The organism is Streptomyces erythrochromogenes, from assembly GCF_036170895.1.
GTDB classification, from domain to species: Bacteria; Actinomycetota; Actinomycetes; order Streptomycetales; family Streptomycetaceae; genus Streptomyces; species Streptomyces erythrochromogenes.
This window is the reverse complement of sequence record NZ_CP108036.1, coordinates 8331563-8345713: the sequence shown is the minus strand read 5'-3', so window position 1 is coordinate 8345713 and position 14151 is coordinate 8331563. Positions and strand designations below refer to the sequence as shown.

Below are 14151 nucleotides of genomic sequence, written 5' to 3'. Positions count from 1 at the left end.
TCCGTCGTCCGGCGAGCCGCCCGACTCCGCTGTAGTGACCCATGGCGTGGTGGCCCTTTCCCAGCACCCAGAGGCGCGGACCGGCCCAGCGTGGCGGCGGGTCCTCCTGCCCCAGGCCACGCTATGCCACCGCGGCCGGGCTTCGGCGCCGCGCCCCAAGCCTGTGGTGGGCCCGGCGGTGGCATGAACAGAGCCCGGCCGGGATGACTACAGGCGCCTGGCCGGGCGGTGGCATGAACAGAGCCCGGCCGGGATGACTACAGGCGCCTGGCCGGGCTCTGCGTGCGTGGGGTACCGCCTGGGGTCAGAAGTCCTCGCGCAGGTCGTCGTGCTCGTCGCGGCGCCGCTCCATCTCCTCGGGGCGCTGGCCACCGCGGGAGGGGGTGCCGGGCTCGGGGTGGGCCGGGTCCTGACCGGGCCGCTGCGGGCGCTGGGGGCGCTGCTGTTCTTCGCGGCCCTTGCCCGGTTCCTGGCGCTTGTCCTGCATACCGCCCATGACGGCAACTCCTCGATGCGTGAGGTGGGGGGGGTTGGCACTTCCTCCGCCACACTGACACCAAGAGTCACATCCCGCACTATTTCGGCTACGTATCGTGGCGGAAGGGTGAGCGGCGGCCGATGCGGATGCGTCACGAGCCCGGGGTGCCGAGGACGAGCGCACCCACCCACCCTTCCCCGCGCCGTCAGGAGCAGGATTCACATGCTGGAGCGCACCCTGCGCACGGACCCCACCGCGGCCGCGCTTCCCGCCGGTGCCCCGGCCGAGAACGGGAAGCGGGCCGTCGCCGCCGGGCCGCCCCCGCAGAACAGCCGCCCCTGCCGCTACCTGGCGGCCCGGGACTACCGGTTCAACAACGACAGTGGCCAGAACAGGGAAGGCCCCAACAGCCGCCTTCACACCTCAGACACGGGCTCGGCCTGTCAGCACCCAGCCCGGCAGTCAGATGTCGCCGGTCCACACCTCGGGGCCGCCGCCCTCCCACCGGATCGGCCCGTCCTCGGACAGGTCCACGTCCTCCAGGCCGGCCCGGCGCAGGAACTCCGACACATCCCCGGACGTGAACGCCCGACCAAGGTCAGCGTCCACGCCGAGGGCGTGCACGGTGACCTTCCGCCCGCCCTGCGGCGACACGGGATGGATCACGATCTCCGTCTGATCCGCCATACACCCCAGCCTGCGGCGCCCCGCGCTGCACGGCATCCGGATGCAAGCCCCCTCCCGCACGCCGACCAGCAATGAAGCAGCCCCGCAGGCGCCCCGAGAGCAGCAAAACGTGACGTCCTCTCAGAACTGCTGCGGAAACAGCGCTGAGGGAGGAGGCGCCGCGTCAGACGCGTACCTGCCGGAGGTCTCGCCGTGGGGAGTGGGCTCCCGGAACGGGCCCCGCCCCCGTGACGCCCCCCCCGGCTCATGGGGCAAGCCCGCCCGCACCACGGGCTGCCACCCGGACCCATACAGCACCCGGACACCCACACCCCGACCTCCTCCCCCGCCGCCAGGGCGGGCCTGCCGACAATCCCCGCCAGGTCACAAGCGGTCAGATCACCGGCCCCCGGGCGACGGACCGACGGCAGCAGCTCAACGCAAGATCAATCGCTCCCGCCACGGCGGCCGGGACGGGGGTGGCGTCCCTCCAGCCGGTCAGCTCGGACCGGCAGCCCCCAGCGTGTACGTGATGAGGCGGGCGCGGACGCCCGTCCCGTGGCCGTCCATGGGCGCGCCGACGCTGCTCACACGCAGGCCTTCGCCCCAGGCCGACAGGCCCACGCGGCCGTCGCCGGCCTTCACATCGGCGTGAGCGGGCGCTGCGGCGAACACGACGGCCGCCGCGGTGAGTACATGGATCACCTTTCGCATACCGCTCCAACCAGCATCGAGCGCGGGCAGCCGTGGCCCGGCGGCGGGGACTCGCGGCCGGGAAGCCCGGCGACGCCCTGGAGGACAATCCACTCGAACTCCGGCCACTCCCCCACCACGCCCACGTTGTTGGCGACAGCTTCGACGATCACCTGCAGCAGGCACTGCCGCCGCTCCCGGTCCGCGTCCTGGCCGGTTGAGTTCCCCGGCCGCCGCTCGGTGTCCGGCGCCAGCGGAGCGGGGGCGCGGCAGGTGCAGGGCGCCCGAGCGCCACGCGCCTGCCGCCACCCCCGCATCGGCTCCGTGAACCAGTTCACGAACCCCACACCCCGCCCCTGCCCCCTCTCCATAGCGCTCCACCATCACGGATAAAGGCAACCGCGACCCGGCCGTGGACAGGGCCGGCGATCGTCGGACAGCCTTCTCCCAGCGAACGAAACGTGCTCGCGCCCCCGCCATCGATACTGGGGCGCATGGCATCCTCGATCCGCCCCCCGGCACCGCGTCCGTGCGAAAGCTGCCCCTACAGGCGCGATGTACCAGCCGGCATCTGGGCGAGCGAGGAGTACGACAAGCTCCGGCGGCGCTACGACGCCGACACCCCGCATCTTCCAGTGCCACCAGAGCGACGCAGGCCACGACAGCAGACGGATCTGCGCCGGCTGGGCCGGATGCCACGACAGCGACAGCCTGCTCGGTCTGCGCCTGGCAGTCCTCCAAGGTCGTGTGGACAGCGCCACATACCAGGCTGTGGTCGACTACACCTCCCCAGTGCCACTATTCAGCTCCGGCGGCCAGGCCGCCGACCACGGCCTGGCCGGCCTCGACACCCCCACTGATGACGCCCGCCACATGATCGACAAGATCAGTCGCACCCGCCAAGACCTCCGATGACAGAACCCGCGGGAAGGAGCCGTGCCCCTACCGCAACGCCTGCCAGACAGCGGGCGCCGACCGGGTGGGGGCCGGGGCCAGTCATTCCTGAAGCCTCTGGCCCTCGGGATTTCGCGGCGTACGTGCGGACCTCCTCCGACTCCGGCACCTGCGGCCCGGAGCATGAACCCGGAGCCTGCCGGGGCCGATGGCCATGCGGGCCGGCGTCCACGCGGCCGGGCGGCGCGCACCCCGTCCCCCGAGTCGGCATAGGGGGGCGCTGTAGTGGTGAACGGCCCAGCCCACGGCGCACAGCGCGAGACCGAGCACGGTACCGGCGTACGTGCGGGGGCGGGGCCCCAGCACCCTCGCACGGTGCTGTGCGCCACGCTCCAGCACACGCAGCGCCGCCTGCACCGCAACGGGATGCGCCCCCGGGGCCCGGCAGGACGTTGGGGAGGCAGCGTTGCCGGAGCGCCGGGGCGGCCACCACCGCGGGGACGCCGTTGACAGTCTCGCGGGACATGGTTTCGGCACCGAAGACTTGGTCGGCCTTGAGGGCGGCCTTACGGCGACACGCGTGACGTACTCCGGTGCCAGTGCCTCGCGGTTGCGTTTGCCCACGCCCTGGCGATCGTCCTCGCGATGCTGGAGCTGACGCAGCTCTGTCGTCGGTGCCAACGCTTTCAGGTGTCGGTAGTCGATGTTGGCCGCGGCGAGCGCGCGCTGGAGGCAGGCGGCGTTCGCCCAGGCATGGTCATGACCCCGAACGCCGCGACGCTGGCGGAGGTCGAACAACAGCCTCACGCGCTTGGCGACGAGTTCGTCGAGGAAGTCCGCGACCGTGAGTCCGTAGACGCCGACCGTGGCGATGCGTCTCATAGGACCGACTCCCCTCGGCGCATTCAGCGTCTGCCTCCCCGGGAGACCGACGGGACCGGTCGGCACCTACCCACCGCCTGCTGCCCTATCCCCAGGGAGTCCCGCGGGTCAGCCGCCCGGTCTCGGGCAGTCGCAAGACGGGGCGGCGAACGGCTTGGTGCAGTCCGGGCTGCTCTCTGTGTTCTTTGGAGCGGGCCCGCTTGCCCCAACGCAAGGAGAGAGCCATGGGAATGAACGACAAGGGCAAAAGGCTCAAGGAAGCAGCCAAGGGGGTCATGGATACCGGTGAGAAGGAGGCCACCGAGCAGCACGGCCAGGAACCTCAGGACGGACTGAAGGGGCGCCTCGGAGAGGAAGACCGTCAGGCATCCTTCGACGGTATGCGCAACGGGGTCGATGACCGTTAGTCCGGTTGGGGCGCACGCACGAAAGACAACGTGTAGCGACGCCATCATGGGAAGGTGGCGTACCTTCAAGCGGCAGCAAATGGCCCGTCTACGTATCGCGCGGCGAGCACGCCACTGCCACGCGGGGCGCCCTACGGCAGACGCGCGGCCGGAATCTCTTGCTGCGGCTGGGGCAGCCGAGGAGTATGACGCCGCGATCAGGCACACCGAAGGTGCCGACAGGGATGACCTGTGCGCAGGCGCGGGATACCGCCCGCCGTGCCCTGGCCGAGCAAGAAGTGCCTCCGGTCCTGGTCGCCGACGTTTTGACGGTGGTGAGCGAACTCGTCTCAAACGCCGTGAGACACGCAGGAGGCGTCACGGACTTCCAGATCGCCGTCCGGGCCGGCCAGGTCATCATCGAGGTGTCCGACCGCTCGGCTCTCCTGCCTCACCTCCGGCCGCCCTCCCCGCACACGCCCGGCGGCTTCGGATGGCGGGTGGTGAAGACCCTCGCCCCAGCACCTACGTCCGGTCCCACCGCAGCGGCAAAACCATCATCGCCGCCCTCCCAACCCCCGCCGGCCCCCCACCCGCACTCTGCCCCCCGGAGACGTTGTGGGTGCCGACCCGCCATGAGCAGACGAGCGCCACAATCACCCGGGAGCCTGCACACAGGGCTCCCCTCGCCCGGCGAATTCGTTCGGTCGGAGTCAGCCGGGGAATCGGCCCGTGGAGCGCAGCTGCCGGCGGCGCTCGGCGTAGGGAAGCTCGTCCCGCCACAGCCGGGCGGCCGCATGGCGCATCACCGGGCGGAGGATCGGCGCGGCCCAGCGGGCGCCCGCGAAGCCCGGGCGGTCGGAGGCGGCCCCACGGCTTCGGTCACAGCCGTCCGCGGGCGACCGAGCTCGTCCGGCCCGAGGGCGGTCGCGTGGGTCTCCACCACCGAACCCGCGCCCTCCCCCTCGGTAATGCGCACGACGACGGTGCGAGGCCCAGGAGCGGTGAAGACCGCCTGCACGGGTACCACGAGCGGTCCGGCCACCTGGAAGGAGACGTCGACGGTGAAACCGTCCTCGGCGTCGTCCCCGCCGGGCGAGCGGTGACCGTGAGGTCGAGGAACGAATGAGGGTGGAACCAGGCCCCGTGCAACGGATCCAGCCAGTTGGCCACGACGTCCTCGGGTTCGCAGCGCCCGGTGCCCTCATGCACAGCAGTCACCCCATTGGCCGGTGTCGGCCGGGCCGGCACGACGGGTTCGGGCGCGAACCCGTCCCCTCCCCCGCGGCTGGGGTAGAGGCCCCCTCATTGGTGATCTGCCTGGTGGCCTTGGTATGCGCCCCCTCACTGGCCTACGCCATCGTGCTGGACATCTGATGTTGGTGAGGGGTGAAGCGGCCCGCCGGGCGTGCCGGGGGTGCTGCAACTAACCCAGGGCGGCGTTCTCGTTGTCCAGCAGCAGGTCCATCAGCAGGTCCCGATGCAGGGCGGCGACCGGTTCGAGCAGGTCGGGGTGGCGCAGCAGGGGCGCGGCGTCTTGTTCACGGTCGCCGGGGCGGGTGAGGCGGGTGACCTCACCGGTCTGGCCGCGGTCTACGAGGCGGTGAGCCTCGACGGCGAGCGCGGGGGCGGCGAGGAGACAGGCAGCCCAGCTGATGACGGTTTCGTCGACCCAGGTCCGCCAGTCAACGTCTGCGTCGCGGCCGTGGTCGGCGCCGGTCAGCCAGTCGAGCCGGGCGCTTCCGCCCGGGCCGAGGAGGTGCAGGATCTCGGCGTCGAGGGGGGTGCGGTATCGCAGGTCGGCCGCGAGGGTGACGGCCTGCCGGGCCTGGGCTTCGGCCACCGCCCGGCTGAAAGCGCCCGGGGCGGGCGGGAAGGCGGTCAGCAGCCAGCGGGTGCCGGCGGCTATGACGGGTGCAAGGTCGGCGGGCACGGCGGCTTCCTCGGGGGCGTGCTCGCTCTGGCCTGTGCCGGGTCTGCGAGCTGCGGCGCGAAGCTGCGCCGCTCCGCTCGGAGCAGGCAGCGTAGCCCGCAGCGGCTGGTGTGCGGCATGACGCACGTCACCGTCCGTCCAGGGCGGCGGACACGGGAACCGTTATCTGGGAGGACCGCCGCCCTGGAGGGGGGTGGGTCAGGACTTGCCGCGGCCGGTCACGAAGTCGCGTGCGCGGTCCACCAGGCCGGCGCCCGGAGCGAGGAGCTTGCTGGCAGTGGGGCTGCTCGGCGCGGCGGGGTGTGGGCGGGTGGGTGCCATGGCCTTGGCACGGCGGATCTTGTCGCCGAGATCGTCGAGTTGTTGCGGGGTGCAGGCGCGCTGCAGCATCGGAAACAGGTTGCTCTCCTCGTCCTGGACATGGGCGGCGACCTCGTCCATGAGCTGCTGCATGAGCGGGCTGATCTGCGCGTCGTCGGTGCTCGTCTTCTCCAACTGCTTGAGGATCTTCTCGACGCGGCTGTGGTCGTCGATCTCCTTGTCAGCCATCCGGTCGCCGCCCTCGACGTGCTCGCGTACCGCGGGGTAGAGGTACTGCTCCTCGGCGACCGAGTGCCGCACCAGCTCGATGGTGATCTCGTCGATGAGATCACGGAGCTCCTGCCCGCCGCCGGTCATGGCCTGGAGACGGGCGAACATCTCCTCCACCTCCCGGTGGTCGGCCATCAGCTCGTCGATCACATTCCCGCCGTGTCCCATGTCGCCTCCATGCGTGTTCGGGGTGGGGCCGCTCCGGGCCCGCCCCGATCGCTTCCCTGCATGACTCGAAGTCGCCCGGCCGCGTCGGGCTTCTCACCCGATCGGGGGCGGCAGCTGCCAGCCGGAGGGCCGCGCAGCTTGTGGTCGGTGTCGCGGATGGGCATCAGCCCCGAAGCGGCTTTCCCGGCGGCTCGCATGCGAGCGGGGCATGGGGTGCCCGTGAGGCTCTTCCGCACCTGGCCGCACCCGCCGGTCCGACGCAACGCGCCGAGCTGGGAACCAGCCTGCACGCCGGACGTCGTGCTGGCTCCCATTGAGCTGGTCTGGCCCAGTCAGACCTCTCTTGGCCACCTGGTCGCCGCCCGCCCAGTAGTTCCAGAACCGGTGAATGAACCCGTCCAACAAGGGCACGGGCGAACAGACCACTGCAGGAACGTGGGGGTCGGGATCGGTCTCTTCCCGCCCTCGAGAACCTCTGAGGAGTTGCTTTCCATGACCGAGAACGTGTGGAGTTACAAGCCGACCGCAGGCCGTCTGACCACCACGAACCTCACCGGTTACAAGGTCGAGGCGACCGACGGGACTATCGGCAAGGTCGACAAGCATTCCGACGAGGTCGGAGATGCCTACCTGGTCGTCGACACCGGCGTGTGGATTTTCGGCAAGGAAGTCCTGCTGCCGGCGAGCACGGTGGTCCGGATCGACGAGGAGGAGGAGAAGGTCTACATCGACCTCACCAAGGAACAGATCAAGGACGCTCCTGAGTTCCACCGGGACAAGCATCTCGGCGATGCTGGCTACCGACAGGAACTGGGCACCTACTACGGCACCGGCGCTCCTTTCGGAGGCCGCCCGGCCTGATCCCCTCTTGCAGGTGCGGGGCGGCGCCGGCGCCCCTTGAGGGGTGTGTCGGCGCCGCCCCGCGGCGATCTCGACGAGCACGCGGGTGAGCCCCTGCGCGCAGCGGTGGACAGCGTCACCGGGGGGTACGGGACCTCCTGGTGGACCTGCACAGGGTCGCGGTCATGGACCGCGACGGCCTGCTGCACCTCCTCGACGCCCACCGGCGCGCCGAGCGGCGGGGCCTGCGCGTCCTGGTCACCGGGTGGCAGCCGCAGCCCCAACAATGCCTGGCCCACATCGCCGGTATCCCCGGAGCCCGCACTGCCACCGGTGAGCGGTACGCCGTGACAGGCTTCCGCCGGTCCAGCAACCAGGCCCCGGTGTCGGCGGCGCGAACGGCAGTTGGCACCCACGTCCTGACCGCGCCGGGCGGTACCGGGGGGCGGCTATGCCCAGGTTGGAGACGTCCTTGCCCGCAGTCCAGTTCAGCGCGGAGGTGGTGGGGCGGGGCGGCTTGACCACGTACCCGTACTTGTACGCGTGGGCGGAGTTCGGGTCGGGTGCGACACAGAGGTGTCCCGCTCCGGTCGTGGTCGTGACGGTGAGGTTCGTGGCGTAGGCCTCTATCGGGAGCTCGCCGTGGTTCCCTGAATTCAGGTGTTGGAGGTAGTAGCCGCCGGCGAGGCAGGGCCAGCTGTTGGGCGGCAGGCCCCTGGTGTCGATGTGACGGAACAAACCGCCTTGCTGCCGGCGCCGCAGTAGCCAACGACGTCGATGATCACGTCGGTCCCGACTGAGGCGCCGTCGTGGACGCTGATCTTTCCGTCGGCGCCGACGGGGACGATGACCGAGTTGGCGACCGTCTGGCCAGGGGTGAAGTTCAGGCTGGAGGTGGCCGGGCCGCCTGACCGCGGGGGAAGACCGTCAGGTGGCCGGCCTGCTTCGGGTTGGTGACGGTCACGTTGAGTGCCAGGGCGGTCGCGCCCGACGGGATGCCGCTCCTGCCCGTGATCTGGACTGCGAAGGTGCCCTGTCCGGCAACCTGCCCGCGCGCCGCGCCAAGGCCTACGCGGGTGTCGACGAAGCGAACCGGGTTCAGCGAGGTGTAGCGTCCGGCGGCCGAACGGTCGAAGTAGCCGGTCACATCCGCGATCAGGTCCACTGAGCAGGACAACGCTGCTGTGGATTCCTCGAAGTACACCGTGCCCGGCTCACCCCATGACAGCCCGACGACGCCTCTGGTTGGGACGGCGGCCAGGATCCTGCCCGCGGTTGACATCGCCACGGGACTGGAGCGGCCCGCTTGACTCCCCGTGGTGCCTCTCGCACCCCTCCGCCGGTCGGCGTCTGCCGCTGACGCGCTGGTCCGGGCAAGAGCCCCGCGTGGCACGACGGCGCCGTTGCCGCCGTCGTTCAGTACCGTACGGAGCGGCCGTTCCGTACCGTACGGAGCACCGGAAGGGGACTCGCGATGGCCGGTCTTAGGCTGGGCCCACTCCTGCGACACGTGGACTGGGAATCGGGCACGAGCGCGACGGTGTGGGTGGAGAGCGACCGAGCGTGCACGGTGGAGGTCCGGTGCGCGGGCGGCGGCGGGGGTTCGGCGTCCACGTTCTGCGTCGTCGGCCACCACTACGCACTGGTGGTCGTCACGGGACTCGCCCCTGCGTCCGCCACACCGTACGAGGTGCTGCTCGACGGCGAGCGGGTGTGGCCCCTCGCGGACTCGCCCCACGCGCCCAGTACCATCCATACGCCGCCGGTCCCGGCGACGGGCGCGGTGGTCGCCTTCGGCTCGTGCCGGTGGGCGTCGCCTGCTGTGGGCGAGCCCGATCCGGTGGGCCCCGATGTCCTCGACACCCTCTCCGCCCGTCTCGCCGCCGACCCGGAGGCCGAGCGTCCGGACGTTCTCCTCCTCCTGGGCGACCAGGTGTACGCGGACGAGACGTCCGCCGACACCCGCGCCTGGATCGCCCGGCACCGGCGGGCCGCCGGCACCGGCTCCGCCGCCCCGCCGGACCAAGTCGCCGACTACGAGTAGTACGCCCACCTCTACGACGAGTCCTGGGGCGATCCCGAGCTGCGCTGGCTGCTCTCAACCATCCCCAGCTGCATGATCTTCGACGACCACGACGTCATCGACGACTGGAACACCAGCGCCGCCTGGGTGGCCGACATGCGGGCGACACCCTGGTGGCACGAGCGGATCACCAGCGGCCTGATGTCGTACTGGGTCTACCAGCACCTCGGGAACCTCTCCCCCGCCGAGCTCGCCGAGGACGAGCTGTACGCGGCGGTGCGGGCGGCCGACGACGGCACGGAGGTGCTGCGCGCGTTTGCCGAACGTGCCGACGCCGACCCGACGGCGGCGCGCTGGAGCTACCGTAGGGACTTCGGCCGCACCCGACTGCTGATGGTGGACACCCGGGCCGCACGGGTGCTGGAGGAGGAGCACCGGTCGATGCTGGACGCCGAAGAGGCGGCCTGGCTGCGGACGCAAGCGTTCGACGACCCCGGCAGCGTCGACCATCTGCTGGTCGGAACCTCGCTCCCGTGGCTGCTGCCCCCGATGGTCCACTTCGCAGAGGGTTGGCACGCGGCGCTCTGCCGGGGCGAACGGGGGCCGCGCTGGGCGCGCTTCGGAGAGTGGTTGCGCCGACGGGCGGACTTGGAGCACTGGGCGGCGTTCACGTCGTCGTTCGAAGGGCTGACGGAGACGGTCGCCGAGGTGGGGAGGGGCGACGCCGCCCCGGCGACGGTGTGCGTGCTTTCCGGGGACGTACACCACGCGTATGTGGCGGAGCCCGTCTGGACCACCGGACAACAGCCGCGCTCCCGTGTCTTCCAGTTCACCTGCTCGCCGCTGCACAACTCGGTGCCCGCAGCCATACGGGCCGGATTCCGTTTCGGCTGGAGCCGGTTCGCCAGGGGGATCGGACATCTCCTCGCCCGCCACGGGCGGGTCGCGAGACCGGCGGTCCGGTGGGAGCGCACCGGTGGCCCGTGGTTCGGCAACCAGTTGATGACGCTGACACTGCGCGGGCGTACGGCGCGGCTGCGGCTGGAGCGGGCTTCGGCGGGTGCCGGGCGGGGACAGCGCGGGACCGACCGTGCGGGAGCGCGGCTCATTGGCGTCCTCGACCGCAGTCTGACGGACGGAAGGTGACGCCCCGCCCGGCGGTCGATCACTGCTCTTGTCCCGGGCCACCGGGCCAGGCGGCTTACCGGGCGACGGGGATGCTGTCCACCTTCAGGATGCGACCGCGCAGTACCGGGCACGCAGCCTGCTGCTGCCTGGGCGGACGCGGCTGCGTCACTCGGTCCGCCTCCCACTGCGCGTAGGACAGGTGGCGCTCCGCCCGGTCGGTGTCCGGCCGACATCCCAGAGCGGCCCGAGCGCCGCCACGATCTCATTGAGAGGGGCGCCGCAGTGCAGCGGGCCGATGGCTGCGGTGGAACCGAACTGGGCCAGGGCGCTAAGGGCGGTCACGCGGTGGAGCGTGCCACGACACATTTCCAGGGCCGGCTGGGGGCTGAATCGGGCTTCGGGGCGCGATTCGGCGCTGCCCGGGCCGTCTCCGGGTACGGAGGCCAGCCGGACCGGGTACGGCCGTCGCGCTGTGGGCCGGGACGGCGAGGCGGGGGCCAGATCCTCCCGTCTCGCAGCGGACGGGAGGATCGAAGCGCGTCCATGGTGATCCGCCGGGTGGGACCGAGGCTTTGGACGACGCCTTCCACCGTCTCCGTCGAGTGGGCACTGCGGCCCCACTTCCGGGGGAAGAGGACGTAGCTGATCAGCTTCGGGCGAGGCTCGGCGTCGAGGAGCACGTCCAACATTTCGTCCATGCAGGCGCAACGCCTGCCCGTGCGCCGGAGGGTGAGTCCGGCCGCCGACCCGTTATGCGCCTGACCGGGCCTTCGCCTCGCGCGGCGAGACCGCTCGAAGGCGCCCGGGGCGCTGCGGCGGTGAGAGCGAGGGCGGCCTCGACCGGCAGGCACTGCGCGAGGTCGCCGCGTTCGGTACCGGTCAGCTGGCGGCCGAGGGCGGTGAGGACCTGGTGGACGGCTTCCACTTCCGCGGCGCGTTCCCGGGCGGGGTAGGCGCCCTTGCTGCCGGATCTGGCGCCGAGGCAGCCGGCTCTTGGTACTGCAACGGCGTTTGGCGCGGCTGGTGGGTCGGACACTTGCTGAGCGGGACATGGGTGGGGCGTCACGGTTGACGATGTTCGAGGCTGGGCGGCGGGGCTGGAGGTGCTGAAGGACCGAATCGGTCAGCATTTCCGCAGGTCGGGGCCTTGCCGTCGGGCGGGCGGGTATCTGCGGGGCTGCTGTCGCCGCTGGAGCGCAAGAACGGCTGGACGATGGCCGAGCAGGCCTGCGAGCGGTGCCCGGACGGCGTGCAGCGCTTTATGAACCAGGCCGACTGGGACGCGGACGCGGTCCGCGATGAGGTCCGCTCATTCACGCTGGAGCATCTCGCGGCGGACGGCGGCGTATTGATCATGGACGACCGGGTTCGTCAAGAAGGGCGTCTGATCCGCCCGCCACCAACTGCAGCCGGCAACATCGGTCGGGCACTGCACTTTGGCTGCAGACGGCAAGTACCCACGAAAGGCCTTCTCCAGTCTCCATCCCGCCGATGCCTGCGGGCAGTCCTGCCCCCGACCACGGACACCGCCCCTGCTCAGGCGTTTCGCGGCCGCCTCGCCGATCGTCCTGGCTCGCTCTGCCACGCATGACGGCCGGAGATCAGGGCAGGCGTATTGTCATGAAAATAGCGTTACCCACCCTCTTGGTGTGTATATACCAAGAGTGACGAGGGAACGGGGATACTGTCATGACCTTCTCGGTTCGACGGAGTTTCGGCGACAGCATGTGGCGCCGCCCCAGCCCGGGCTGGTTGGATCCCCGGCATCCTTTCGGATCCATGCGCCACCAAGTGGGCCACTACCTGGAGCAGGCCGCCCTCACACAGGCCGGTCAAGGGTGGACGCCCTTGACCGAAGAGGAAGAGACCGAGGACGCGTACGTGGTCAAGGCCGAAATGCCCGGCATACCCCGCGAGAACATCACCGTGGAGATGGACGGCAACGATCTGTGCATCACGGGCGAGTTCGACAATAGGTCCGACAAGGTGCTCGCCCAGCGCAGGGGCAGGTTCTGCTACCGCGCCAGACTGTCCGGGGGTATCGACAGCGACAGGACCGAAGCCACTCTCGACAGGGGCGTCCTGACGGTCCGCATCTCCAAGTCGGGCGAATCCAAGCCGCGCAGGATCCCCATCACCGGCGGCTACGACCAGTTCGTTTGAGGAGGCACGAGGGGGACGCCCGACGTCCTGGGCGCCCTGCGCCGGCTGGAAGCGCGGGCGAGGAGGTCTGGGGTGCTGTATTCACGTACGGCCTTCTGGCCATGGAGCGCACGCAGACCTGGATTGATCTTCCTGGATTGTTATCACGGTCAAGCCGAGTTCTGGTCACATACCGAAAGGTCACCCGAAGGCACGTATTGAGTGGAGAGGCTCCTTGTCACTCCATGATCGTGACCGGAGCCCTGAAGCTGTCCTCGGCAAGCAGGTCCAAGTCGCGTACTCCGTCATTGGCCTGCTGCCAGACACGTACGTAATTGGTTCGCGCCGCCCAGGTGCCGAGGTCGGCGGTATCAGCGCTGAACTGCTGCCAGGTCGTTCCGTGCTCGTCCAGGTGATCCGGCCAGGTGTCCGGCCGGTATGCCCACACGGTGACGTGGGTGACGCGGCCGATGGCCTGGCGGAACGGGTTGTCGGAGGCAGAGGCCTCGATGGGGGCTTGCAGGGAACCGAGGCGCCGCAACCCGAGGTAGGCGAGGGAGTACACGACGGCACCCTCGCCCCTGTCCCATGCATCGGGGCGCACTGTGATGGCGTTCCCCTGGTAGTAGGCCGCGTCGTACAGCCTCGCTCCGATCTTCAGGCCGGGGTCGTTCGGCATGTCGCCCTCCCGCGCCTCCGGGCTTGCGGGCCCGGGTCTCTGCTGTCGCCGATCCCTGGGAGGCTGAATCGTCGAAACACCTAGGTCGGGCCGCAGCCATGGTGGCCGCTCCTCGCATCGGCGTGCATGGGGAGCGACCAAACCAGCTTCCCATGTTTTGGGCACACTGCCGCGATCCGTCGGGTGTCGGCTCTCGTGTCGTATTCCGGCTCGGTCGCCAGCGAAACCGGCACGACGCGTTTGGGTGGGGCCGTTTCCGCTGGGGCAGACGGGTAGAAGCCCATTTTGAAGAGAAGCTCAGTGGACAAGCAATGGGGGCGAAGATGGGCGCGAAAGAGAAGATGAAGGCAGCGGCCGAGCAGGTGCTCGGCCGGGCGATGAAGGAGACGGGACAGGCCACGGGGCACAAGACCACGGCCGCCAAGGGCACAGCCTTGGGAGCACGGGGCAAGGCCCGGCATCTGAAGGAAGAGACGAAGGACAGGTTCAAGGGCTGAAGCCCGTGTGGAGCAAGCCGGCGCGGTCCGGCGTGTGCGCGCCCGCTCGGACCGGCGATGCCCGACGGGTCGATCGAGAACCCATGGAGGCGGGGCTGTTTCCTTGCCGGAGACATGGCGGCCGGAAAGCACAGCAATCCCTCGCGAGCGA

Annotated in this window: 13 protein-coding genes and 5 pseudogenes; 8 read left to right on the top strand and 10 right to left on the bottom strand. The window is 70.4% G+C overall.

Annotated features, from left to right (window positions below; all coding sequences use genetic code 11):
* Positions 1-304 precede the first annotated feature (304 nt).
* From OHA91_RS38605 to OHA91_RS38590, 4 genes are all read right to left on the bottom strand, one after another.
* Entirely contained in the window at positions 305-496 is a 192-nt protein-coding gene (locus tag OHA91_RS38605) for a hypothetical protein (protein ID WP_328741023.1), read from the bottom strand.
* Between the two features lie 444 nt (positions 497-940).
* A complete protein-coding gene (locus OHA91_RS38600; protein WP_328741022.1) occupies positions 941-1165 on the bottom strand; it encodes a hypothetical protein in 225 nt (74 codons plus the stop codon).
* A gap of 477 nt (positions 1166-1642) precedes the next feature.
* Positions 1643-1849, bottom strand: coding sequence for a hypothetical protein (locus OHA91_RS38595; protein WP_328741021.1), 207 nt, complete (start codon positions 1847-1849; stop codon positions 1643-1645).
* Positions 1846-2175, bottom strand: coding sequence for a hypothetical protein (locus OHA91_RS38590; protein WP_328741019.1), 330 nt, complete (start codon positions 2173-2175; stop codon positions 1846-1848). Before OHA91_RS38590 ends, OHA91_RS38595 begins: the two co-directional genes overlap by 4 nt.
* A gap of 156 nt (positions 2176-2331) precedes the next feature.
* Between OHA91_RS38590 and OHA91_RS38585 the strand changes: the two are divergent.
* Positions 2332-2752: pseudogene (locus OHA91_RS38585) on the top strand (DUF6283 family protein).
* Positions 2753-2833: 81 nt separating this feature from the next.
* Here the strand turns inward: OHA91_RS38585 and OHA91_RS38580 are convergent.
* A complete protein-coding gene (locus tag OHA91_RS38580; protein ID WP_328741017.1) occupies positions 2834-3613 on the bottom strand; it encodes a DUF488 family protein in 780 nt (259 codons plus the stop codon).
* A gap of 224 nt (positions 3614-3837) precedes the next feature.
* On the opposite strand from OHA91_RS38580, the gene OHA91_RS38575 reads away from it, so the two are divergent.
* Both OHA91_RS38575 and OHA91_RS39985 read left to right on the top strand, forming a co-directional pair.
* A complete protein-coding gene (locus tag OHA91_RS38575) occupies positions 3838-4020 on the top strand; it encodes a hypothetical protein (protein ID WP_328741016.1) in 183 nt (60 codons plus the stop codon).
* Positions 4021-4205: 185 nt separating this feature from the next.
* A pseudogene (locus OHA91_RS39985) lies at positions 4206-4505 on the top strand (ATP-binding protein); the annotation flags it as partial.
* Positions 4506-4712: 207 nt separating this feature from the next.
* Here OHA91_RS39985 and OHA91_RS38570 read toward each other — a convergent pair.
* The 3 genes and pseudogenes from OHA91_RS38570 to OHA91_RS38560 all read right to left on the bottom strand — a co-directional run.
* Positions 4713-5280 (bottom strand): annotated as a pseudogene (locus OHA91_RS38570) (DUF5914 domain-containing protein); the annotation flags it as partial.
* 145 nt (positions 5281-5425) lie between these two features.
* Positions 5426-5932: a hypothetical protein gene (locus OHA91_RS38565; protein WP_328741015.1), complete on the bottom strand. Its 507-nt coding sequence runs from the start codon at positions 5930-5932 to the stop codon at positions 5426-5428.
* A 198-nt stretch (positions 5933-6130) separates the two neighbouring features.
* Positions 6131-6691, bottom strand: coding sequence for a hemerythrin domain-containing protein (locus OHA91_RS38560; RefSeq protein WP_328741014.1), 561 nt, complete (start codon positions 6689-6691; stop codon positions 6131-6133).
* A 492-nt stretch (positions 6692-7183) separates the two neighbouring features.
* Between OHA91_RS38560 and OHA91_RS38555 the strand changes: the two genes are divergently transcribed.
* A complete protein-coding gene (locus OHA91_RS38555; protein ID WP_328741013.1) occupies positions 7184-7552 on the top strand; it encodes a PRC-barrel domain-containing protein in 369 nt (122 codons plus the stop codon).
* A gap of 862 nt (positions 7553-8414) precedes the next feature.
* On the opposite strand, the gene OHA91_RS38550 is transcribed toward OHA91_RS38555, so the two are convergent.
* Positions 8415-8735, bottom strand: coding sequence for a hypothetical protein (locus OHA91_RS38550; RefSeq protein ID WP_328741012.1), 321 nt, complete (start codon positions 8733-8735; stop codon positions 8415-8417).
* A gap of 270 nt (positions 8736-9005) precedes the next feature.
* Here OHA91_RS38550 and OHA91_RS38545 point away from each other — a divergent pair.
* From OHA91_RS38545 to OHA91_RS38530, 3 genes and pseudogenes are all read left to right on the top strand, one after another.
* Positions 9006-10700 (top strand): annotated as a pseudogene (locus tag OHA91_RS38545) (alkaline phosphatase D family protein).
* 1079 nt (positions 10701-11779) lie between these two features.
* Positions 11780-12067: pseudogene (locus OHA91_RS40075) on the top strand (transposase); the annotation flags it as partial.
* Between the two features lie 463 nt (positions 12068-12530).
* Positions 12531-12845, top strand: a complete 315-nt coding sequence (locus OHA91_RS38530; RefSeq protein ID WP_328741010.1) for an Hsp20/alpha crystallin family protein — start codon at positions 12531-12533, stop codon at positions 12843-12845.
* Between the two features lie 217 nt (positions 12846-13062).
* Here the strand turns inward: OHA91_RS38530 and OHA91_RS38525 are convergent, their stop codons facing one another.
* The gene (locus tag OHA91_RS38525; protein ID WP_328741009.1) at positions 13063-13503 is read right to left on the bottom strand and encodes a hypothetical protein; all 441 of its coding nucleotides are present in this window, start codon (positions 13501-13503) and stop codon (positions 13063-13065) included.
* Positions 13504-13826: 323 nt separating this feature from the next.
* On the opposite strand from OHA91_RS38525, the gene OHA91_RS38520 reads away from it, so the two are divergent.
* Positions 13827-14000 carry a hypothetical protein gene (locus OHA91_RS38520; protein ID WP_328741008.1) on the top strand — a complete coding sequence of 58 codons (174 nt, stop codon included), beginning with the start codon at positions 13827-13829 and terminating at the stop codon, positions 13998-14000.
* Positions 14001-14151 lie beyond the last annotated feature (151 nt).

What these genes read in the sequence shown, in the direction of transcription:
- OHA91_RS38560 (WP_328741014.1), bottom strand. Translation starts at nt 6,691, where the DNA reads ATGGGACACGGCGGGAATGTGATCGACGAGCTGATGGCCGACCACCGG.
- OHA91_RS38520 (WP_328741008.1), top strand. Translation starts at nt 13,827, where the DNA reads ATGGGCGCGAAAGAGAAGATGAAGGCAGCGGCCGAGCAGGTGCTCGGC.
- OHA91_RS38525 (WP_328741009.1), bottom strand. Translation starts at nt 13,503, where the DNA reads ATGCCGAACGACCCCGGCCTGAAGATCGGAGCGAGGCTGTACGACGCG.
- OHA91_RS38600 (WP_328741022.1), bottom strand. Translation starts at nt 1,165, where the DNA reads ATGGCGGATCAGACGGAGATCGTGATCCATCCCGTGTCGCCGCAGGGC.
- OHA91_RS38580 (WP_328741017.1), bottom strand. Translation starts at nt 3,613, where the DNA reads ATGAGACGCATCGCCACGGTCGGCGTCTACGGACTCACGGTCGCGGAC.
- OHA91_RS38575 (WP_328741016.1), top strand. Translation starts at nt 3,838, where the DNA reads ATGGGAATGAACGACAAGGGCAAAAGGCTCAAGGAAGCAGCCAAGGGG.
- OHA91_RS38605 (WP_328741023.1), bottom strand. Translation starts at nt 496, where the DNA reads ATGGGCGGTATGCAGGACAAGCGCCAGGAACCGGGCAAGGGCCGCGAA.
- OHA91_RS38555 (WP_328741013.1), top strand. Translation starts at nt 7,184, where the DNA reads ATGACCGAGAACGTGTGGAGTTACAAGCCGACCGCAGGCCGTCTGACC.